Genomic DNA, 20,159 nt, shown 5'->3' on the forward strand with positions numbered 1-20,159 from the left:
GGGGGATCAGCTGACGTCGCCGAGGTCCTCGAGCAGCTCGGTCTCGCGCCACGCCATGGGGATGGCGAAGGCGTCGACGAGGGTCTGGGCGTGCGGGCGCAGCTGCGCGCACCGCCGGTCGACCGCGCCGAGCAGGTCCTTGGACTGCTGGGCCGACAGGCGCCCGTGCTCGACGAACCACGCGCGGTCCTGGGCGATGGTGCTCAGCGCGTAGAGGTCGCACACCGTGTCGAGCAGCTCGCGCGCCTCGCCCGGGGGCGTCGCGTCGACGGCTGCGACGAAGGCCTCGAGCACGACGCGTTCGACGTGCGCCCGGGCGGCGAGCAGCAGGTGCGGCTGCGCGTCGTTGAAGATCGCGAAGGAGTCGGCGCCGTCGTCGCCCGCACGACGCAGCCGCATCGCCAGGGTCTCGAGCAGGTGCTTCTCCCGGTCCTCGAAGAGGTCGAGCTGGCCGCCCCGGTCGGCGAGCGCCGCGTCACCGTCCCGGCCCGGGCTGCCGCTGATGAGGCGCTGGATGATCGACCCGCCGACGGTGCGCTCGATGACGGCCTCGGTGACCTGGCGCGCGCCGAAGAAGAAGGCCCCGCGGGTGTCGAGCTCGTGGAAGGCGTCGGAGTAGCTCGTGAGCATCCCCTTCGCCACGAGCTGGAGGAGCACCGTGTTGTCGCCCTCGAAGGTCGTGAAGACGTCGGTGTCGGCCTTGAGGTCGGCGAAGCGGTTGACCGAGAGGTACCCCGCCCCGCCGCACGCCTCGCGGCAGACCTGGATGGTCTGGGTCGCGTGCTCGGTCGTCAGCGCCTTGATGCCGGCGGCCCGGGCCTCGAGCTCGCGCTGGGCGTCCTCGCCGTCCTCCTCGCCGGTGGCGATGCGGTGCATCTGCTCGACGAGCGCGTTCTGCGCGAGCATGAGCGCGTAGCTGCGGGCCAGGCGGGGCAGCAGCTTGGCCTGGTGGGCGCGGTAGTCGAGCAGGTGCACCTCGCGCTCGCCGCTCGGCACGTGGAACTGCGTGCGGTGCTCGGCGTAGGTGATGGCGAGGGTGAGCGCCGTGCGGGTCGCGGCACCGGCGCCGCCAGCCACGGAGATCCGCCCGCGCACCAGCGTGCCGAGCATGGTGAAGAAGCGGCGCGACGCGCTCTCGATCGGCGAGTGGTAGCGCCCGTCGTCGTCGATCGTGCCGTAGCGGTTGAGCAGGTTGTGCCGCGGCACCCGGACGTGCTCGAAGCTGAGCCGCCCGTTGTCGACGCCGCGCAGCCCCATCTTCGCGCCGCAGTCGCCGACGGTGACCCCCGGGCGGACGGTGCCGTCCTCGTCGCGGATCGGCACGAGGACGCAGTGCACGCCGTGCTGCTCGCCGTCGACGACGAGCTGGGCGAAGACCGCCGCGAGACGGGCGTCGCGGGCGGCGCCGCCGATGTAGTCCTTGCGCGCGGCGAGCGAGGGGCTGTGGATCTCGAGCTCGTCGCTCTCGGGCAGGTAGGTCGCGGTCGTCAGCAGGGACTGCACGTCGGAGCCGTGCCCCGTCTCCGTCATCGCGAAGCAGCCGAGCAGCGAGCCGTCGGCCATCCCGGGCAGGTAGGCGTCCCAGTGCCGCTGGGTGCCGAGCCCGGCGATCGCCCCGCCGAAGAGGCCGAACTGGACCCCGGCCTTGACGAAGACCGACAGGTCGGCGTGGCCGAGCATCTCGAAGGCGGTGACGGACGCGCCGTGGTCGTCGGTCCCGCCCTGCTCACGGGTCAGCCCGTTGCGCGCGAAGTCGGTCGTCCCGGCGAGCCGCAGGACGGCGTCGAGGGTGCGCTGGCGGTGCTCGTCCATCGGCAGCAGGTCGCGCGGCGGTGCGAAGTCGGCGGGGTCGAGCTCGGTGCGCACCTGCTGGCGCACCTCGCCCCATCGACCGTCGAGGACGGTCCGGATCTGCTCGGCGGTACCCATGAGCCGCATCCTGGCAGGGCGACGGGCGATCTCAGGCCCGGGAGCGGTGTGCCGGTGACCACGCGGTCTTCGCGCCGTGCCAGGCGAGGTCGGTGAGCTGCTCGGTGAGCTCGTCGGCGGAGATCTCGCCGACCTCGCCGGCGAGCCAGGCGTCGGCGGCGGCGCGGACCATGCCGACGAGCGAGAGCCCCCACACCCGGGCGGGGGCGGGGTCGCTGCCGCGGGCGACGAGGCCCTGGGCGATGAGGTCGCCGATCTGCAGGGCCATCCGGCCGGTCGTGTCGGCGGCGACCTCGGCGGCGTTGCCGGTGCGCTCGGCGACGACGATCGGCGCCGAGACGATGAAGCGGTACACCTCGGGGTCACGCTCGACGAGGTGGAGGTAGGCGCGCACGGCCGCGGCGATGAGCGAGCGGGGATCCTCGTCCAGCTCGGCGAGATCGGTCTCGCGCAGGCTCTGCCCGACGACCCGGCCGACGTCGCGCAGGATGAGCTCGTCGACGCGCTCGGCGACGGCGCGGTAGAGGCCCGAGCGGTCGGTGAAGTGGCGGTAGAAGACCGTCTTGCTCGTGCCCGCCGAGGTCGCGATCTCATCCATGCCGACCGAGGCGCCGTGCTCGCGGATGGCGTGCAGCGCCGCCTCGACGAGCTCGACGCGTCGTTGCTGGCGGTGCGCGTCCCAGCGCGCGCTGCGTCCGTCGGTGGTCGTGCTCACAGCGCTCGACGCTAGCAGGCACCAGAAGTACCTGCTACCGTCCGTATCGCATAAATGACCCGCCCCGGGCAGCCCGGTCGCGGCCCGCTGCACCCCACGACACACCGAGGAGTCCTTCGTGACGTCCACCCCGAACCTCCCGCGTCGCGCCGCCGTCCTCGGTGGCAACCGGATCCCCTTCGCCCGTCAGTTCGGCCCCTACGCGCAGGCGAGCAACCAGGACATGCTCACCGCCGCGCTCGAAGGTCTCGTCGCCCGCTACGACCTCGGCGGGCAGCGCATCGGCGAGGTCGTCGCCGGCGCCGTCGTCAAGCACAGCCGCGACTTCAACCTCACCCGTGAGGCGGTCCTCGGCTCGAGCCTGGACCCGCACACGAGCGCCTACGACATCCAGCAGGCGTGCGGCACCGGTCTCGAGGCCGCGATCCTCGTGAGCAACAAGATCCGCCTCGGCCAGGTCGAGTCCGGCATCGCCGGTGGCGTCGACACCGCCTCCGACGCGCCGATCACCATCAGCGAGCGGCTGCGGACCAAGCTGCTCGCGGTCAACCGCGCGAAGGGGGCGAAGAACCAGGCCCTCGCGCTGAGCAAGATCCGTCCGACCGACATCGGCATCGAGACCCCGGCCAACACCGAGCCGCGCACCGGGCTGTCGATGGGCGAGCACATGGCGATCACCGCCAAGACGTGGGGCATCACCCGCGAGGCCCAGGACGAGCTGGCGATGAAGAGCCACCGCAACCTCGCGCGCGCCTACGACGAGGGCTTCATGGACGACCTCATGACCTCCTTCGCCGGTCTGAGCCGCGACCAGAACCTGCGCCCGGACTCGTCGATGGAGAAGCTCGCGACGCTGGGGCCAGCCTTCGGCAGGGGCGAGCAGGCGACGATGACCGCCGGCAACTCGACCCCGCTCACCGACGGCGCGTCCGTCGTCCTGCTCGGCAGCGAGGAGTGGGCCGCCGAGCACGGGCTCACCGTGCAGGCCTACCTCGTCGACGGCGAGGCCGCCGCGGTCGACTACGTCCACGGCGCCGAGGGCCTGCTCATGGCTCCCGCCTACGCGGTGCCCCGCCTGCTGGCGCGCAACGGCCTCACGCTGCAGGACTTCGACTTCTACGAGATCCACGAGGCCTTCGCCGCGACCGTGCTCTCGACGCTCGCCGCCTGGGAGGACGAGGACTTCTGCCGCGACCGCCTCGGTCTCGACGCGCCACTCGGCTCGATCGACCGCGACCGGCTCAACGTCAACGGCTCCTCGCTCGCCGCGGGTCACCCCTTCGCCGCCACCGGTGGCCGGATCGTCGCCGCCCTGGCCAAGATGCTCCACGAGAAGGGCCCGGGCAGCCGCGGCCTCATCTCCGTGTGCGCCGCCGGCGGCCAGGGCGTCGTCGCGATCCTCGAGGGCGCCTGAGCCTCACCCGGCCCGCGCCGCACACCCCCTTCGCCCCACCACACACGAGGAGACCCCCTCCATGGCATTCGACTACGGCAAGCTCGTCAGCGGCGGCATCGGCAAGCAGCTGGCCACCTCGCTCGGGCTGCCCCGCCCGACCCGGCTGCGGCGCCACCGCGTCGGCGACTCGCTCATCCACGGGGCCGTCCTGCTCGGCGGCCACGGGCAGACGCCGGTCGCCGACCGCGTCCGCGGGCTGCTCGAGGCCGAGGGCATCCCGGTCGCGACGAGCGCCTCGACCTCGGTCGCCGGCGTCGTCGTGGACATGACCTCGGTGGAGAGCCCGGCCGACCTCGAGTCGCTGCGCGCCGTGCTCTCGCCGGCGCTGAAGACGCTCGCCCCGACCGGCCGCGTCGTCGTCGTCGGGCGGCCCGTCGAGGAGGCGACCTCGGTCGCCCAGTCCGCGGCGCGCCGTGCCCTCGAGGGCGTCGTGCGCTCGGTCGGCAAGGAGATGCGCGGCGGGGGCACGGCCAACCTCGTGCTCGTCGCCGAGGGCGCCGACGAGGTCGTCGACGCGACGATCCGCTTCCTGCTCTCCGGGCGCTCGGCCTACGTCGACGCCCAGGTCGTGCGCGTCGGCGAGCCCGTCGCGCCGGTCGAGACCCCGGCCGACTGGGACCAGCCGCTCGCCGGCAAGGTCGCCGTCGTCACCGGTGCGGCGCGCGGCATCGGCGCCTCGATCGCCGACGTCCTCGCCCGCGACGGCGCGACCGTCGTCTGCGTCGACATCCCCGCCGCCGGCGGGCCGCTCGCCGGGGTCGCCAACCGCATCGGCGGCACCGCGCTGCAGGTCGACGTCACCTCGCCCGACGCGGGCGCGAAGATCGTCGAGCACGCCCAGGCCCGGCACGGCGGCTTCGACGTCGTCGTACACAACGCCGGCATCACCCGCGACAAGCTGCTCGCCAACACCGACGCGGAGCGCTGGGCCTCGGTGCTCGACGTCAACCTCACGTCGATCCTCGCGATGAACGAGGCGCTCGTCCCGGCGATCCGCGAGGGCGGGCACGTCGTCAACGTGGCCTCGATCGCCGGCATCGCGGGCAACCGCGGGCAGGCGAACTACGCGGCGAGCAAGGCGGGCGTCATCGGCATGACGACCGCGCTGGCGCAGGACGAGCAGATCCGGGCGAAGGGGGTCACGGTCAACGCCGTGGCGCCGGGCTTCATCGAGACCGAGATGACGGCGAAGATCCCGCTCGCCACCCGCGAGATCGGCCGGCTGACGAACAGCCTGAGCCAGGGCGGGCAGACCGTCGACGTCGCCGAGACCATCGGCTGGTTCGCGTGGGACGCCAACCGCGGCGTCACCGGCACCGTCGTGCGGGTCTGCGGCCAGATGCTCCTGGGCGCCTGATGCGGACCGAGACGCTCACCCGCACCCCGCGGCTGGGGCCGGTCTTCCTGCGGTCGGCGATCGGCGGCCGGGCGAAGGGGGAGAGCCTCCCCGACGTCTCGTTGCGGCTCGCCGAGCAGCGGGTCGACCGCGGCGACCTGCGCACCTACCAGCGGCTGTGCGGCTTCGCCGCCGACGACACGCTGCCGCACACCTACCCGCACGTCCTCGGCTTCCCGCTGCAGATGGAGCTCATGAGCCGGCGCGGCTTCCCGCTGCCGCTCGTCGGGCTCGTCCACGTCGAGAACGCGATCGCCGTGCACCGCCGGCTGACCGCCGACGACGTCCTCGACATCACCGTGCACGCCGAGCGGCTCACGGCGCACCCGAAGGGGCGCACGGTCGACCTCGTCACGGTCACCGAGGTCGCCGGTGAGGTCGTCTGGGAGGGTCGCTCGACGTACCTCGCACGCGGCCGCGGCGACGCCGAGGCACCGCGCGGCGAGGCCCCTCCGGCCACGCCGACCGGTCACCCCGCCGCGGTGTGGTCGCTGCCCGGCGACCTCGGCCGGCAGTACGCGCGGGTCTCCGGCGACGTCAACCCGATCCACATGAGCGCGCTCACCGCGCGTGCCATGGGCTTCCCGTCGGCGATCGCGCACGGGATGTGGACCTACGCCCGGTGCCTGGGCACCCTCGGGCCGCGGGCGAACGGCCCGTCGACCAGCCACGTGTGGTTCAAGAAGCCGGTGCTGCTGCCGGGCCGGGTCGAGCTCGTCGCGGGCCCCACCGCGCCGGGCGCGACGGCCGTCCTCGCCCTGCGCAAGGCCCGCCGCCCCGAGGTCGAGCACCTCGTCCTCACCCTCGACTGACCCCCTTCGCCCCGACGGTCGCAGACGGCCGCTCACCGCTGAGGTGGCCGCCCCCTTCGCCGAGGCCCGGTCGTCGTCCGTCAGGCCCGGTCCTCGCGGGGCCGCGACGACCGGGGCTCGCGGACCGGGAGCGGGGTTCGGCGAAGGGGTGGGGGAGCCGTGGGAGAGGATGGGGGCGGCGGCCGACCGGCCGCGGACCTGGAGGGACCCACGATGATCGAGATCCTCGACCGCGCCGACGTCGAGAGGGCGCGCCGGACCGGTGCGCTCGTCGCCGACATCCTGCGCACCGCACGCGACCGCGCGACCGTCGGCACCAACCTGCTCGACATCGACCGGTGGGCCAAGGAGATGATCCTCGGCGCGGGTGCGACGTCGTGCTACGTCGACTACGCGCCGTCCTTCGGGCGGGGACCCTTCGGGCACTACATCTGCACCTCGGTCAACGACGCCGTCCTGCACGGGCTGCCGCACGACTACGAGCTCGCCGACGGCGACCTCGTCTCGCTCGACCTCGCCGTCGTCCTCGACGGCGTCGCGGCCGACTCGGCGCTGAGCTTCGTCGTCGGCCCCACCCAGGACCCGGCGGACCTCGCGATGATCGAGACCACCGAGCGGGCGCTCGCCGCCGCGATCTCGGCCGCTGCCCCCGGCGCACGCATCGGCGACATCTCGCACGCCATCGGCACGGTCCTCAAGGACGCCGGGTACGAGGTCAACCTCGAGTTCGGCGGTCACGGCATCGGCTCGACGATGCACCAGGACCCGCACGTGGCGAACGACGGGCGCCCCGGTCGCGGCTACCAGCTGCGCCCCGGCCTCATGCTCGCGATCGAGCCGTGGGTCATGGCCGACACGGCCCGTCTCGTCACAGACGACGACGGCTGGACCCTGCGCAGCGCCACGGGCGCGCGCACCGCGCACAGCGAGCACACGGTCGCCATCACCGAAGACGGCGTGCAGGTCATCACCCTGCCGTCCGCCTGACCGGCCCGGCAGGGACCGACTCCCGCAGCGCCGCGACGACGGCCGCCACGGCGGGCAGGTGCTGCGCCCCGGGGCGGTGCACGAGGTGGTGGCGGCGCGCCCGGGTGCGCCGTGCCGGCCGCACGACGACGTCGGGGTGCCGGTAGGCCTGCAGCGCCGTCTCAGGCAGCAGCGTGACGCCGAGCCCCTGCGCGACGAGCGCCTGCGCGAGCACGTAGTCGTCGGTCGTGTGCCGCACGTCGGGCACGAAGCCCGCCGCGCCCGCCGCCTCGACGAGGTGCGCGCTGCACCGGGGGCACCCGGCGACCCACGTGTCGTCGGCGAGGTCGCCGAGGTCGGCCGGGCCGCTCGCGCCGGCCAGCGGGTGGTCGCGGGGCAGGACGAGGCGCGTCGCGTCGGACCCGACCGGCACGACCACGAGGTCGCCCGCCGGCTCGTCGGTGCTGCCGTAGTCGAAGACGAGACCGAGGTCGGCGTCGCCCGCCCGCACGAGGTCGAGGGCCTGCGGGGGCTCGGCCTCGACGAGGTCGACGCGCATCGCCGGGTGCGCCTCGGCGAGCCGCCGCAGCGCCGGGGGCAGGACGACCGCGGCGCCGGAGGGGAAGGCCGCGACCCGGACCCGACCTGTCGCCCGGTCGGCGAAGGCCTCGAGCTCGGCGCTCGCGTCGGCCAGCCGGGCCGCGACCGCGTCGGCGTGCGCCATGAGCGCCCGCCCGGGCTCGGTCGGCTCGACCCCGCGCGGCCCGCGCAGCAGCAACGGCATCCCGGCGGCCCGCTCCAGGGCCGCGAGGTGCTGGCTCACCGCCGGCTGGGTCCACCCGAGACGGCGCGCCCCGGCGCTGATCGAGCCGGCGCGGACGACCTCGCGGAAGACGAGCAGCCGGCGAGGGTCGAGGGCGGGCGCGTCGTCCATGACCCAAGCATGGCTTATGGGTCCTCCTAGGAGATGACGGATTCCGTAGAGCTCGCGGCGTCGGGACGATGGACCCATGAGTGCTCTCACCGCCGCCCCCGACGCCGTGACGGCGTCCCCCTTCGCCGACGACGCGCCGCAGGCGACGCACAAGGTCGGTCTCATCGGCGGGATGAGCTGGTACTCCACGCTCGAGTACTACCGCTGCGTCAACGCCCGGGTGCAAGACCGCCTCGGTGGGCACCGCAGCGCCCGTCTGGCGGTCGAGTCGCTCGACTTCGAGCAGGTGCGGGCCGCGCAGCTCGCCGAGGACTGGGACGGCGCCGGCGACGCGCTCGCCGCGGCCGGCGAGCGCCTCGAGGCCTCGGGCGCCCGCGCGATCGCCATCTGCACCAACCTCATGCACAAGGTCGCCCCCGCGGTGCAGGCGCGCGTCGACGTGCCCGTGCTCCACATCGCCGACGCGGTCGCCGACCAGCTCGCCGCGCAGGGCGTGACGACCGCCGCGCTCCTCGGCAGCCGCTGGGTGATGGAGGAGGACTTCTACGCGCAGCGGCTCGCCGCGAAGGGGGTCGAGGTCGTCGTCCCCGACGCCGTCGACCGGGAGCTCGTCGACCGGGTCGTCTTCGACGAGCTGACCCGCGGCGTCGTCACCGACGCCTCCCGCGCCGAGCACGTCCGGGTCATGGGCGAGCTCGCCGACCGCGGGGCCGAGGCGGCCGTCCTCGCGTGCACGGAGATCGAGCACCTCTTCCGCGAGGGCCACGCCGCGCCGCTGCCGCTCGTCGACTCGATGCGCGCCCACGCGGACCGGGTCGCCGACTTCTGCCTCATCGGGCGCTGAGCGGTCGGCGGGGCGTCCGCCCAGATCAGAGGGGGGACGCCGATGCGGTGACCGGGGCGACGGGGGACTACGGTCCCCTCGCATGAGTGATGAACCGACGCCGGCCCAGCAGGCGGCCTGGCGCCGCCGGATGCAGGGCGAGGTCGTCACCCCGGTCGTCGTCACGGCCCGCAACGCCCGCGAGGGCGACCCGTGGGCCCGCGGCACGGTGATGCTCGTCGTCAAGGCCGCCGTCGCGGGCACCGCTGCCTGGACCCTCGCCTCGACGGTCTTCGACAGCGCGACTCCCACGTACGCGCCGCTCGCCGCGATGCTCGTCGTCGAGCGCACCATCGCCCGCTCGGTGAGCGGCAGTGTGCAGCGGCTCGTCGCCGTGCTCATCGGGATGCTCATGGCCGCCGGCGCCGGCCTCGCCGTCGGGCTGCACTGGTGGACGATGCTCCCCGTCCTCGCCGTCGCAGTGGCGATCGGGCGCATCCCGGCGCTGGGCGACCACGGCTCGATGGTGCCGACGATGGCCCTGCTCTCGCTCATCACCGCAGGCGGCACCGACACCGACTTCACCGTCGCGACGATGCTCGAGACCGTCATGGGCGGAGCGATCGGCATCGCCGTCAACGCCGCCGTCGCGCCGCCTGCCCACATCGAGACCTCCCGGCAGCGGCTGCGGCGCATCGCCAGCGAGGCCTACGGGCTCGTCACCGACGTCGGCGAGGCGCTCAAGGGCGGGTCGTGGACCGTCGAGGAGGCCCAGGAGTGGGCCCAGCGCAGCGAGCGCCTGGCCGACGAGGCGCCGTCGGTGCTCGCCGCCGTCGACCTCGGCCAGGAGAGCACCCGGATGAACCCGCGGATGGTGCTCAAGCGCACCGACGCGGACTGGACCGGGTACCGGGACGCGGTGCGTGCCCTGCGGGCGATCCAGGCCCAGATCGCCGGGATCGCGGCGACGCTGTCGGAGGTGCGCGACACCGAGCACCCCGTGCAGCCGCCGAGCGAGCGCTACCTCGAGGCCTTCGGCGAGGTGCTCCTCGACCTCGCGGGCGGCATGTCGCTGCTCGACCGGACCGACGACGCCGCTCGTGACGAGCTCACCGAGATCCTCGACCGCTGCCAGGACCGCATCACGACCCTCGGCGACGAGGTGTACGAGGCCGGGGCGGGGGTCTTCGCCTACGGCTCGCTGCTCGTCGACGCGACCCGCATGCTCCAGGTCGTCGACGCCGCCCGGCCGGGTATCGCCCTGCCGGTCGAGGCGATCGGCCCCGACCCCGACGGCGACACCGAGGAGCCGCGGTCGGGGGACACGCTGTGAGCGCGGACGACGCCGACCACCTCGGGGACGTCGCCCTGCGCGACGCCGCGGAGCGGGCGCTGCCGCTGCTCGGCATCGAGGCCGAGCAGATGGCTCCGGTCGCACCGGGCGCCATGACCTTCGCCGTCGACCTCGTCGGCGGTGGCCGCCTCGCGCTGCGGCTGCGGCCCGTCATGGACGCCGACGAGGGCCGGGTCCACGGACGCGCCGCCTGGGCGCAGGCCCTCGCGATGGCCGGCGTCGACGTCGCCACCCCGTGGATCGGACCGGCGGGGGAGGAGCAGGTGCTCCTGCCCGGCTTCGCGCCCGACGATCAGCTGCGCGCGAGCGCGACGTGGTGGTGCGAGGGCGAAGGGGTCATCGACCTCGACGCCGACCGGGCCCGGGCGCTCGGCGCGACCGCGGCCCGCATGCACGAGCAGGCGAGCGGCTGGGCGGCGCCCGAGGGCGCCTTCGCCGAGCTGCTCGACCCGCTCGCCGGGTACCCCGAGCTGCTCACCGGTGCGCTGGGCGACCCGCGCGACGTCGCCGTCGTCCAGGCGAGCCTGCGGCTCGCGCAGACCGCGCTGTCGCGAGCCCGCGAGCACGAGGTGCACGTCGTCCACGGCGACCTGCGCCCCGACGCGCTGCTGTGGCAGAGCGGGCGTGATCGCCCGTGGGTCGTCGACCTCGACGACGCGGTGCTCGCCCCCGCCGCCCACGACCTGGCCGTCGCGACCTTCGCCCTGCGGCGCAGCCCCGACGACGACGCGCCGACGGCGCTGCTCGCCGGGTACGGCTCCGTGCGCCCGCTCCCGCCGCTGGATGACGCGACCTTCGAGGGGCTGCTCGCCGGCCGCCAGCTGCACCTCACGAGCTCGCTGCTCGCGAGCAGCACGAGTGCGCTGCGCCCCGAGGTCGAGGCCTATCTCGCGGCGACCCTCGTGCGGCTTCGGACCTTCCTCGACGAAGGGGTCCTCGACCCCCGGCTCACCGCTCAGGGGTGAGGCCCCGGCGAGGTGGGGACACCCCTTCGCCCCGGATAGAGTCGACCCCGGTCCACCGCGCCGTCCTCGGCGCCCCCGGACCGCCGACCGAGTACCCGCACACCCCAGGAGCGCCGCCGTGCCAGCCCAGATCACCGTCCACGTCGCCGGAGACGAGCGAGCGGTCGAGCAGGGCACCACCGCCGCCGACCTCTTCGAGGGCCGCCGTGACGTCCTCGTCGCCCGCGTCGGCGGCGAGCTGCGCGACCTCGCCCACGTCCTCGCCGACGGCGACGTCGTCGAGCCGGTGACGGCGCAGGAGCAGGACGGGCTCGACGTGCTGCGGCACTCGACGGCCCACGTCCTCGCCCAGGCGGTGCAGCAGGCGCACGCGGACGCCAAGCTCGGCATCGGCCCGCCGATCCGGGACGGCTTCTACTACGACTTCGACGTCGCCGAGCCCTTCACGCCCGAGGACCTCAAGGCCCTCGAGAAGGCGATGCAGCGGATCATCAACGAGGGCCAGACCTTCGTGCGCCGCGAGATCTCCGACGAGGACGCCCTCGCCGAGCTCGCCGACGAGCCGTACAAGTGCGAGCTCATCGGGCTCAAGGGCGGGGCCGGCGGCGACGTCGACGAGGCGGCCGAGGGTGCCTCCGTCGAGGTCGGCGGCGCCCAGCTGACGATCTACGACAACGTGCGCCGCGACGGCAGCGTCGCGTGGGGCGACCTGTGCCGTGGCCCCCACGTGCCGACGACGAAGGTCATCGGCAACGCCTACAAGGTGATGCGCAGCGCCGCCGCGTACTGGCGCGGCTCGGAGAAGAACCCCCAGCTGCAGCGGATCTACGGCACGGCGTGGCCGACCAAGGACGACCTCAAGGCCTACCTCGAGCGCCTCGCCGAGGCCGAGCGCCGCGACCACCGCAAGCTCGGCGCCGAGCTCGACCTCTTCTCCTTCCCCGACGAGCTCGGCTCCGGGATGGTCGTCTTCCACCCCAAGGGCGGGGTCATCAAGCGCGAGATGGAGGACTACGTCCGCCGGCGCCACATCGAGGAGGGCTTCGAGTACGTCTCGACGCCGCACATCTCCAAGGACGGGCTCTTCCACACCTCGGGGCACCTGCCGTACTACGCGGACACGATGTTCCCGGCGATGCACATGGAGCACGCCGAGTACCGCCTCAAGGCGATGAACTGCCCGATGCACAACCTCATCTTCCGCAGCCGGGGCCGCTCCTACCGCGAGCTGCCGCTGCGCCTCTTCGAGTTCGGGTCGGTCTACCGCTTCGAGAAGTCGGGCGTCGTCCACGGCCTGACCCGCGTGCGCGCGATGACGCAGGACGACAGCCACTCCTACGTCACCGCCGAGCAGGCACCGGGCGAGATCGAGCACCTGCTGCGCTTCGTCACCGGTCTGCTCACCGACTTCGGGCTCGACGACTACTACTTCGAGCTGTCGACGCGCGCGACGGAGGGCGAGAAGAAGGACAAGTTCATCGGCTCCGACGAGCAGTGGGAGACCGCGACCCAGGTGCTGCGCGAGACGGCCGAGAGCTTCGGCGTCGCGCTCGTCGACGACCCGGGCGGCGCGGCCTTCTACGGCCCGAAGATCTCGGTGCAGGCCAAGGACGCCATCGGGCGCACGTGGCAGATGAGCACCATCCAGTACGACTTCAACCAGCCCGAGCGCTTCGGTCTCGAGTACCAGGCCGCCGACGGCACCCGTCAGCAGCCGGTGATGATCCACTCGGCGAAGTTCGGCTCCATCGAGCGCTTCTTCGGGGTGCTCGTCGAGCACTACGCCGGTGCCTTCCCCGTGTGGCTCTCGCCGGTGCAGGCGCTCGGCGTGCCCGTGGCGGAGGACTTCGAGCCCTACCTGCAGGAGGTGCTCGACCAGCTGCGCGCCGCCGGCGTGCGGGTCGACATGGACCGCAGCGACGACCGCTTCCCGAAGAAGATCCGCAACGCGAGCAAGTCGAAGGTCCCCTTCACCCTCATCGCGGGCGCGGAGGACCAGGCCGCCGGCGCGGTCTCCTTCCGCTACCGCGACGGCTCGCAGGAGAACGGCGTGCCCGTCGCCGACGCGATCGCGAAGATCCGCGAGGCGATCGACACCCGCGCCCAGGTCTGACGCCGGCCCCGGCACCGGCTCCGACGCCTGCTACGGCGCAGTACTGGTCGTGATCACGACCAGTACTGCGCCGTAGCGCGCGCGGCCCAGGGCCTAGTCTTCGGCGCATGGACGCGACCATCCGCCCGATCGAGCGCCGCGACGCCTTCGCCCTGGCCGCGCTGCGGATCCAGCACGACCGCGAGGTCGGGCGCGCGACCCGTGCGGGGTTCCTCACCGAGTACGCCGACGCGCTCCTCGCCGAGATCGACGGCTACCGCGGGTGGATCGCCGAGCTGGGCGACGGGACGCCGGTCGGGTGCCTGCTCGCGCTGCGCGTGCGCAAGCTGCCGAGCCTCATGGCCGAGGGCCGCCCCGAGTGGTGGTACGTCCAGTCCGTCTTCGTCACCCCGTCGCACCGCCGCACCGGCGTCGGACGCGCGCTCATGACGAGCCTGCAGCGCGCGGCCCGCGACGAAGGGGTGCGCTGGCTCGAGCTGCGCAGCAGCGACGCCGGTCGCGAGCTCTTCGAGGCGACGGGCTTCGGCGCCCCCTCGCCCCGCGTCATGCAGTGGACCCCGTGAGCGGTCCCCGTCGCGCTCCGTAGGATCGGGCGCATGACGCACGAGGAGCTGCCGACCGAGGACGCGCGCGGCCTCGCCGGGGTGCCCGACGGCTTCGGCCGGCTGTGGACCCCGCACCGCATGGCGTACGTGACGGGGGAGCGGCCGAGCGCCGAGGCCGGGGACGGCTGCCCCTTCTGCGCGGCACCGGCGAAGGGGGACGCCGAGGGCCTCGTCGTCGCCCGCGGCGAGCACTGCTTCGTCGTGATGAACCTCTTCCCGTACAACGCGGGCCACGTCCTCGTCTGCCCCTACCGCCACGTCTCCCTCTACGTCGACCTCACCGACGAGGAGACCGCGGAGTTCACCGCGATGACGAAGACGGCGATCCGGGTGCTCGAGGCGACCTCGGCGCCGCACGGCTTCAACCTCGGGATGAACCAGGGCGAGGTCGCCGGGGCCGGTGTCGCCGCGCACCTGCACCAGCACGTCATCCCGCGGTGGGGCGGCGACATGAACTTCCTGCCGATCATCGCGCAGACGAAGGCGCTGCCGATCCTGCTCGAGGACGCGCGCGACCGGCTCGCGCAGGCCTGGCCCGACCCCGCCTGAGCTCGCCGAGCCGCTCGAGCGGCAGGAAGGCGAAGAGGCAGACCACGAGCGGCAGGAAGTGGATGTGCAGCAGGTAGGCCGTCGTCGCGTGGAAGGCGAAGCAGATGCCGATGCCGATCGCCAGACCCCGCCCGCGCAGCCACAGCAGCACCGGTGAGACGAACTCGAGCCCGAGCAGCGACCACTGGGTGAGGTGGACGAGCGCGGGGTGACCGGCGAGCCACTGCGCGACGTCGTTGCCGCGCCGGCTGAAGGCCCACACGAAGGTCGAGCCGTTGGCCCACAGCCACGTGCCGAAGCGCATCTTCGCCACGGCCGACAGGACGTACGTCGCGACGACGCCCATCTGGATCATCCGCAGCGCCCAGCCCGCGGCCCGGCTCGGGGTGAGGTCGCCGGCGCGCGCGGCGCCCACGGTCGGCAGCACGAGGAGGGCGACCATGAGCGCGAAGTGGTCGTGGTCGATCTTGCTGTACGAGAAGGCGTTGCTCATCCAGTCGAGCATCCCGAGGCCGCACACCGCGCCCGCGAGGCGCGGCAGGCGTCCGAGCGCCGCGACGAGCGCGCTGATCACGATGACGACGAGGAGCACCCTGACGTAGCCGGGGGAGGGGGCGGGCAGCCCGAGCAGGGCGCGCACCGGCAGCTCGCGGTAGAGCTCGGCGGGGACGTCTCCGTGGGGGATCGGGTCGGTGACGTTGACGAGGACGTCGAAGATGACGAAGGGGTAGACGAGTCGCCGCATCCAGGCGACCCGGGCGAGCGGCACCTCGGGCATCGCGAGGTCGAGGCCCCTCACAGGCCGCGCTCCGGGTCCTCGGGGTGCTCGACGTCCCACGTGGCGAGCGTCACCTGCTCGTGGCTCGGGTCGTCGCCGAGCACCCGCCGGTCGTCCATGAGCCGCACCTGCGACCACCGGGGCTGCTCGGGCTGACGCCGGGCGTGGAGCACGGCGACGGCCTGCAGCCGGGAGGGCTCGGCCTGCAGGCTGCGCAGCTGGCCCTCGATCTCCGAGCGCTCCATGCCGAGGTTCTCGCGGTCCAGGCGGACCCGCACGTCCTGCCCCTGCACGGTGGTCGCCTCGAGGTACGGAGAGCTGATGACCCCGCCCTGGTCCTTGACGAGGAAGGCGTACTGCGCCATCGGCGAGAAGGGCCACCACCGGTCGTCACCGACGAGGCTGCCGGCGACCACCCCGCCGACGAGGAGGCCGGTGACGGCCAGCCGCCAGCCCCTCGACACCCCTTCGCCCATGGCGCCACCCTCGCCGCTGGGCCGCTCCCAGGCAAGGCGACGCGCCCCGCAGGTGGTCGGGCGGCGGGCTGCGGGCCACTACCCTGGCAGGGCCATGCTCAACAAATACGCGCGCGCCTTCTTCACCACGATCTTCACACCCGTGGCCCGGCTGCTCCTGCGGCTCGGCATCAGCCCGGACGTCGTGACCGTCGTGGGGACCCTCGGGGTGTGCTTCGGCGCGCTCTTCTTCTTCCCGCGCGGAGAGCTGCTCGTCGGCGTCCTCGTCATCACCGCCTTCGTCTTCTCCGACACCCTCGACGGGGTCATGGCCCGGATGCAGGGGCGCAAGGGCGTGTGGGGGGCCTACCTCGACTCCACGCTCGACCGCTTCGGCGACGCGGCGATCTTCTCGGGCCTGGCGATCTGGTACTTCACCGGCGGCGAGCACCAGCTCACCGGCTACCTCGCCCTCGCCTGCCTGGTCCTCGGCAGCCTCGTCTCGTACGCCAAGGCCCGCGCCGAGGGGCTGGGCATGAGCGCCGACGTCGGCATCGCCGAGCGGGCCGACCGGCTCGTCACCGCGCTCGTCACCGCCGGTCTCGTCGGCCTCGGCCTGCCCGAGCGCGTCCTCACCGTCGTCCTCGCGCTCCTCGCCGTCGCCAGCGCCGTCACCGTGCTCCAGCGCATGCTCGTCGTGCGCAGCCAGGCCATGGCTGCCGCCGCGGCGCTCGACGCCCGGGGCTGAGCACGGTGCCCGCCCTGCCCCGCCTCCAGGAGCGGGCGAGCGTCCTGGCCTTCCGGGCCGGGTGGCGTGCGCTGCGCCTGCTGCCCGCGCCGCTCGCCTACGCCCTCTTCGACGCCGTCGCGGCCGTCGTCACCCGCCGTGACGGGTCCTCGGTGCAGCGGCTGCGCAGCAACTACGCCCGCGTGCGGCCCGACCTCGGTCCGGTCGAGCTGCAGGAGCTCACGGCCGAGGGGGTGCGCCGCGCCTTCCGCTACTACGTCGAGGCCTTCCGCCTGCCGGCCCTGTCGGGCGAGCAGGTCGACGACCTCGTGCACATCACGGGGACCGAGCCGATGCTCGCCCAGCTCGAGCAGGGGCGCCCCGTGCTCGCCTTCCTCGGCCACACGGGCAACTGGGACCTCGCCGGCGCGTGGTGCGCCCGCCATCTCGGGCACGTCGTCACCGTCGCGGAGCGGCTGCGGCCCGAGGAGATGTTCCAGGCCTTCCTCGACTTCCGCGAGGGCGAGCTCGGCATGACGATCCACCCGGCGGAGCGCGGCACCTTCGGCGCCCTCCTCGCGCAGCTGCGCACCGGCGACCCGGTCGTCATGCCCCTGTTGTCCGACCGCGACCTCTCCGCGAGCGGGGTCGAGGTCGACCTCGCCGGCGAGCGCGCCCGGGTCGCCGCCGGTCCCGCGGCCCTGGCCGTCGAGACCGGCGTCCCGCTCTTCCCCGTGACGATGCGTCACGTGCGCCGCGGACGGCACCGGTGGGGCCTGGACATCACCGTCCACCCGGCCGTCGACGTGCCCGCCGAGGGCACCCGCACGCAGCGTGTCGCCGCTGCGACCCAGGCCTGCGCCGACGCGCTCGGCGCGGCGATCCGCGAGCACCCGCAGGACTGGCACATGATGCAGCGGGTCTTCGTCGCCGACCTCTCGGCACGACGCCGTGCCCCGGACGAGGCGGCCGCATGAGGGTCGGCCTCGTCAGCCCGTACTCCTTCGACGTGCCCGGCGGGGTGCAGTTCCACATCCGCGACCTCGCCGACCGGCTGCTCGCCGACGGGCACCACGCCGAGGTGCTCGCCCCGGCCGACGAGGGCACGGTCCTGCCCGACTACGTCACCTCGGCCGGGCGTGCGGTGCCCATCCGCTACAACGGCTCGGTCGCCCGGCTCAACTTCGGCCCGCTCACGGCCGCTCGCGTGAGCCGGTGGATCGCCGACGGCGACTTCGACCTGCTGCACATCCACGAGCCGGTGACCCCGAGCGTCTCCGTCCTCGCGCTGTGGGCGGCGACCCAGCCGGTCGTCGCGACCTTCCACACCTCGAACCTGCGCTCCCGGGCGATGCAGGCGGCCTACCCGCTGCTGCGCCCGTCGCTGGAGAAGATCAGCGCCCGCATCGCCGTCTCCGAGGACGCGCGCCGCACGGTGACGACCCACCTCGGGGGCGACGCCGTCGTCATCCCCAACGGCGTCGAGACCCGGACCTACGCGGCCGCCTCGCGCCGGCCGCAGTGGTCGGGCGAGCCCGGTCGTCCGACGATCGGCTTCCTCGGCCGGGTCGACGAGCCGCGCAAGGGTCTGCCGGTCCTCGCGGAGGCGATGAGCGAGGTGCTGCGGGAGGTCCCCGGCGCCCGCCTGCTCGTCGTCGGGCCGGGCTCGACCCAGACCGCGCACTCGCGCCTGCCGCAGGACGTCGCGGCGGCGACGGAGATGCTCGGGGCGCTCAGCGAGGAGGACAAGGCGGCCTTCCTCTCCTCGGTGGACGTCTACGTCGCCCCCCACACGGGCGGAGAGAGCTTCGGCATCGTCCTCGTCGAGGCGATGGCCGCCGGGGCGCCCGTGCTCGCGAGCGACCTCCCCGCCTTCGTCCGGGTCCTCGACGGGGGCCGCGCGGGGGCGACCTTCCGCAACGAACGCACGCACGACCTCGCCGAGCAGCTCGTCGCCCTGCTGCGCGACCCCGCCCGGCGCGAGGAGCTCGCGGCGTGCGGGCGGGAGCGGGCGGCCGACTTCGACTGGTCGGTCGTCGCCGCCGAGATCACCGCCGTCTACGAGACCGTCCTCGACGCGCGGCCGCTGCGCGAGGTCCCGACCCGGCTGCGGGAGCGTCGATGAGCGTCCTCGAGTGGGTCGCGGTCACCGCAGCCGTCGTCTCCCTCCTCGCCTGGTACCTCAGCTACTCCGCGGCCCGGCTCGACCGCCTCCACGCGAAGGTCGAGGGCGCGTTGTCGGCGCTCGACGCCGCGCTCGTGCGACGCGCCGAGGCCGCCCTCGAGGTCGCCAACTCCGGCGCCGTCGACCCGGCTACGGGCTTCCTCGTCGCGGCGGCGGCGAGCCAGTCGCTCGAGCGCACGACGGAGCGGACCTTCGAGACCGACCTCCTCGAGGGGCAGCACTTCGCCGGGCGCGAAGGGGTGGAGTCCGAGCTCACCGAGACCCTGGGCGCGGCGCTCGGCCCCGAGGTCGTCGCGCAGGTGCAGGCCGACGGGGGAGCGGGCGCCGCGGCGCTCGAGCGTCTCCACGCGGCCGCGCTGCGGGTGCAGCTGGCCCGTCGCTTCCACAACGACGCGGTCAAGGAGGTCCAGCGGGTGCGCAGCAAGCGTGTCGTGCGGTGGTTCCGCCTCGCCGGTCATGCCGAGCTGCCGCAGACCGTCGAGTTCGACGACGCGCTCGCCGCGCGCTGACCCCTTCGCCCCCCGTCGCCGTCCCGCCGGGACGGACGGGACCGGCCTCAGGAGGCCGCAGGGGCGTCGGCGGCGCCCTGGCGGACGCGCTCGGGCGAGGTGACGACGGTGAGCCGGTCGTCGCGGGCGAAGGCGACGAGCGTGAGACCGAGCTGGTCGGCCGCGTCCGCGGCCAGGCTCGAGGGCGCCGAGACGCAGGCGAGCACGCTGACGCCGGCGACGGCGGCCTTCGCGACGATCTCGAAGCTCGCGCGCGAGCTGACGACGAGCAGGGGAGCGGGCGGGGCGTCGTCGAGGACGAGCCGGCCGAGGACCTTGTCGACGGCGTTGTGCCGCCCGACGTCCTCGCGGGCGTGGAGCACCTCGCCCTGCGCGCTCGCGACGGCCGCGCCGTGGACGCCGCCGGTCTTGGCGAAGAGGGTCTGCGCCTCGCGCAGCCCGTCGAGGGCCCGGGTGATCGCCGCGGGCTCGACCTCGACGTCGGCGTGCTCGACCCGTGAGCCGAGGAGCACCCGCTCCGCGACGGCGTCGATGGTGCTCGACCCGCAGAGCCCGCAGCCGCCGTAGGAGGCGAGGTTGCGCTGGCCGCTCAGGGGCACGCCGGGGGCGCGGGTGAGCGCGACGTCGAGGACGTTGAGGGTCGTGGTGTCCGAGCAGTACCGCATGACCTGGACGTCCTCGCGCGAGGTGATGACGCCCTCGGAGCGCAGCAGCCCGTGGGCGAGCTCGACGTCGTCGCCCGGGGTGCGCATCGTCAGGGTGAAGGGCTCGCCGTCGACCCGGATCTCCAGCGGCTCCTCGACGGCGAGGGTGTCGACCCGCCGGTCGACCTCACCGGCGCGGTACCGGGTCACCGGGCGTCGTGCGCTGCGACCTGCCATGGGCACC

The 20,159-nt window shown here is 74.0% G+C and carries 20 protein-coding genes; 14 read left to right on the plus strand and 6 right to left on the minus strand.

Annotated features, from left to right (window positions below; genetic code table 11):
- Positions 1-6 precede the first annotated feature (6 nt).
- Both ABIB53_RS09500 and ABIB53_RS09505 read right to left on the minus strand, forming a co-directional pair.
- On the minus strand, positions 7-1,929 hold the full coding sequence (locus ABIB53_RS09500) for an acyl-CoA dehydrogenase family protein (RefSeq protein WP_354588003.1): 1,923 nt from the start codon (positions 1,927-1,929) through the stop codon (positions 7-9).
- Between the two features lie 31 nt (positions 1,930-1,960).
- Complete coding sequence (locus ABIB53_RS09505) at positions 1,961-2,644, minus strand: TetR/AcrR family transcriptional regulator (RefSeq protein ID WP_068275547.1); 684 nt, start codon at positions 2,642-2,644, stop codon at positions 1,961-1,963.
- A gap of 118 nt (positions 2,645-2,762) precedes the next feature.
- Here ABIB53_RS09505 and ABIB53_RS09510 point away from each other — a divergent pair, with 118 nt between their 5' ends.
- The 4 genes from ABIB53_RS09510 to map all read left to right on the plus strand — a co-directional run bounded on the left by ABIB53_RS09510 (position 2,763) and on the right by map (position 7,295).
- On the plus strand, positions 2,763-4,058 hold the full coding sequence (locus tag ABIB53_RS09510) for an acetyl-CoA C-acetyltransferase (protein WP_354588004.1): 1,296 nt from the start codon (positions 2,763-2,765) through the stop codon (positions 4,056-4,058).
- A gap of 61 nt (positions 4,059-4,119) precedes the next feature.
- Positions 4,120-5,457: a 3-oxoacyl-ACP reductase gene (locus ABIB53_RS09515; RefSeq protein WP_354588005.1), complete on the plus strand. Its 1,338-nt coding sequence runs from the start codon at positions 4,120-4,122 to the stop codon at positions 5,455-5,457.
- The gene (locus tag ABIB53_RS09520; RefSeq protein WP_354588006.1) at positions 5,457-6,308 is read left to right on the plus strand and encodes a MaoC/PaaZ C-terminal domain-containing protein; all 852 of its coding nucleotides are present in this window, start codon (positions 5,457-5,459) and stop codon (positions 6,306-6,308) included. The genes ABIB53_RS09515 and ABIB53_RS09520 overlap by 1 nt, the downstream gene beginning before the upstream one ends.
- Positions 6,309-6,521: 213 nt before the next feature.
- Positions 6,522-7,295: a type I methionyl aminopeptidase gene (gene map / locus ABIB53_RS09525; protein ID WP_191564246.1), complete on the plus strand. Its 774-nt coding sequence runs from the start codon at positions 6,522-6,524 to the stop codon at positions 7,293-7,295.
- Here the strand turns inward: map and ABIB53_RS09530 are convergent.
- Positions 7,276-8,208 (minus strand): LysR family transcriptional regulator, encoded by a 933-nt coding sequence (locus ABIB53_RS09530; protein ID WP_354588007.1) that lies wholly within the window; start codon positions 8,206-8,208, stop codon positions 7,276-7,278. The genes map and ABIB53_RS09530 overlap by 20 nt on opposite strands.
- A gap of 76 nt (positions 8,209-8,284) precedes the next feature.
- On the opposite strand from ABIB53_RS09530, the gene ABIB53_RS09535 reads away from it, so the two are divergent.
- The 6 genes from ABIB53_RS09535 (at position 8,285) to ABIB53_RS09560 (ending at position 14,617) form a co-directional block, all read left to right on the plus strand.
- Positions 8,285-9,052: an aspartate/glutamate racemase family protein gene (locus ABIB53_RS09535; RefSeq protein WP_354588008.1), complete on the plus strand. Its 768-nt coding sequence runs from the start codon at positions 8,285-8,287 to the stop codon at positions 9,050-9,052.
- Positions 9,053-9,134: 82 nt separating this feature from the next.
- Positions 9,135-10,364 carry an FUSC family protein gene (locus tag ABIB53_RS09540; RefSeq protein ID WP_354588009.1) on the plus strand — a complete coding sequence of 410 codons (1,230 nt, stop codon included), beginning with the start codon at positions 9,135-9,137 and terminating at the stop codon, positions 10,362-10,364.
- Entirely contained in the window at positions 10,361-11,350 is a 990-nt protein-coding gene (locus ABIB53_RS09545; protein WP_354588010.1) for a phosphotransferase enzyme family protein, read from the plus strand. Before ABIB53_RS09540 ends, ABIB53_RS09545 begins: the two co-directional genes overlap by 4 nt.
- A gap of 118 nt (positions 11,351-11,468) precedes the next feature.
- Entirely contained in the window at positions 11,469-13,463 is a 1,995-nt protein-coding gene (gene thrS, locus ABIB53_RS09550; protein WP_191564250.1) for a threonine--tRNA ligase, read from the plus strand.
- Positions 13,464-13,570: 107 nt separating this feature from the next.
- Positions 13,571-14,026 (plus strand): GNAT family N-acetyltransferase, encoded by a 456-nt coding sequence (locus ABIB53_RS09555; RefSeq protein ID WP_191564251.1) that lies wholly within the window; start codon positions 13,571-13,573, stop codon positions 14,024-14,026.
- Positions 14,027-14,059: 33 nt separating this feature from the next.
- The gene (locus ABIB53_RS09560; RefSeq protein ID WP_068275577.1) at positions 14,060-14,617 is read left to right on the plus strand and encodes an HIT family protein; all 558 of its coding nucleotides are present in this window, start codon (positions 14,060-14,062) and stop codon (positions 14,615-14,617) included.
- Here ABIB53_RS09560 and ABIB53_RS09565 read toward each other — a convergent pair.
- Complete coding sequence (locus ABIB53_RS09565) at positions 14,535-15,416, minus strand: HTTM domain-containing protein (RefSeq protein WP_354588011.1); 882 nt, start codon at positions 15,414-15,416, stop codon at positions 14,535-14,537. The two genes, ABIB53_RS09560 and ABIB53_RS09565, sit on opposite strands and share 83 nt — an antisense overlap.
- Complete coding sequence (locus ABIB53_RS09570) at positions 15,413-15,871, minus strand: hypothetical protein (RefSeq protein WP_354588012.1); 459 nt, start codon at positions 15,869-15,871, stop codon at positions 15,413-15,415. Before ABIB53_RS09570 ends, ABIB53_RS09565 begins: the two co-directional genes overlap by 4 nt.
- A 94-nt stretch (positions 15,872-15,965) precedes the next feature.
- Here ABIB53_RS09570 and pgsA point away from each other — a divergent pair, with 94 nt between their 5' ends.
- The 4 genes from pgsA to ABIB53_RS09590 are packed head-to-tail and all read left to right on the plus strand — an operon-like array spanning position 15,966 to position 19,271.
- Complete coding sequence (gene pgsA, locus ABIB53_RS09575; RefSeq protein ID WP_123091838.1) at positions 15,966-16,598, plus strand: phosphatidylinositol phosphate synthase; 633 nt, start codon at positions 15,966-15,968, stop codon at positions 16,596-16,598.
- Between the two features lie 5 nt (positions 16,599-16,603).
- On the plus strand, positions 16,604-17,554 hold the full coding sequence (locus tag ABIB53_RS09580) for a phosphatidylinositol mannoside acyltransferase (protein WP_354588013.1): 951 nt from the start codon (positions 16,604-16,606) through the stop codon (positions 17,552-17,554).
- The gene (locus tag ABIB53_RS09585) at positions 17,551-18,702 is read left to right on the plus strand and encodes a glycosyltransferase family 4 protein (RefSeq protein WP_354588014.1); all 1,152 of its coding nucleotides are present in this window, start codon (positions 17,551-17,553) and stop codon (positions 18,700-18,702) included. Before ABIB53_RS09580 ends, ABIB53_RS09585 begins: the two co-directional genes overlap by 4 nt.
- Positions 18,699-19,271, plus strand: a complete 573-nt coding sequence (locus tag ABIB53_RS09590) for a hypothetical protein (protein WP_191681819.1) — start codon at positions 18,699-18,701, stop codon at positions 19,269-19,271. The genes ABIB53_RS09585 and ABIB53_RS09590 overlap by 4 nt, the downstream gene beginning before the upstream one ends.
- A 47-nt stretch (positions 19,272-19,318) precedes the next feature.
- On the opposite strand, the gene fdhD is transcribed toward ABIB53_RS09590, so the two are convergent.
- On the minus strand, positions 19,319-20,152 hold the full coding sequence (fdhD, locus tag ABIB53_RS09595; protein ID WP_191564257.1) for a formate dehydrogenase accessory sulfurtransferase FdhD: 834 nt from the start codon (positions 20,150-20,152) through the stop codon (positions 19,319-19,321).
- Positions 20,153-20,159: the final 7 nt, after the last annotated feature.

Source organism: Janibacter sp. UYMM211 (genome assembly GCF_040547045.1).
Taxonomy (GTDB): Bacteria; Actinomycetota; Actinomycetes; order Actinomycetales; family Dermatophilaceae; genus Marihabitans; species Marihabitans melonis.

Coding starts and splice junctions, on each gene's coding strand:
- ABIB53_RS09530 (WP_354588007.1), bottom strand. CDS start 8,208: ATGGACGACGCGCCCGCCCTCGACCCTCGCCGGCTGCTCGTCTTCCGC.
- pgsA (WP_123091838.1), top strand. CDS start 15,966: ATGCTCAACAAATACGCGCGCGCCTTCTTCACCACGATCTTCACACCC.
- fdhD (WP_191564257.1), bottom strand. CDS start 20,152: ATGGCAGGTCGCAGCGCACGACGCCCGGTGACCCGGTACCGCGCCGGT.
- ABIB53_RS09585 (WP_354588014.1), top strand. CDS start 17,551: ATGAGGGTCGGCCTCGTCAGCCCGTACTCCTTCGACGTGCCCGGCGGG.
- ABIB53_RS09540 (WP_354588009.1), top strand. CDS start 9,135: ATGAGTGATGAACCGACGCCGGCCCAGCAGGCGGCCTGGCGCCGCCGG.
- ABIB53_RS09500 (WP_354588003.1), bottom strand. CDS start 1,929: ATGGGTACCGCCGAGCAGATCCGGACCGTCCTCGACGGTCGATGGGGC.
- ABIB53_RS09555 (WP_191564251.1), top strand. CDS start 13,571: ATGGACGCGACCATCCGCCCGATCGAGCGCCGCGACGCCTTCGCCCTG.
- ABIB53_RS09515 (WP_354588005.1), top strand. CDS start 4,120: ATGGCATTCGACTACGGCAAGCTCGTCAGCGGCGGCATCGGCAAGCAG.
- ABIB53_RS09535 (WP_354588008.1), top strand. CDS start 8,285: ATGAGTGCTCTCACCGCCGCCCCCGACGCCGTGACGGCGTCCCCCTTC.
- ABIB53_RS09590 (WP_191681819.1), top strand. CDS start 18,699: ATGAGCGTCCTCGAGTGGGTCGCGGTCACCGCAGCCGTCGTCTCCCTC.
- ABIB53_RS09520 (WP_354588006.1), top strand. CDS start 5,457: ATGCGGACCGAGACGCTCACCCGCACCCCGCGGCTGGGGCCGGTCTTC.
- ABIB53_RS09560 (WP_068275577.1), top strand. CDS start 14,060: ATGACGCACGAGGAGCTGCCGACCGAGGACGCGCGCGGCCTCGCCGGG.
- ABIB53_RS09570 (WP_354588012.1), bottom strand. CDS start 15,871: ATGGGCGAAGGGGTGTCGAGGGGCTGGCGGCTGGCCGTCACCGGCCTC.
- map (WP_191564246.1), top strand. CDS start 6,522: ATGATCGAGATCCTCGACCGCGCCGACGTCGAGAGGGCGCGCCGGACC.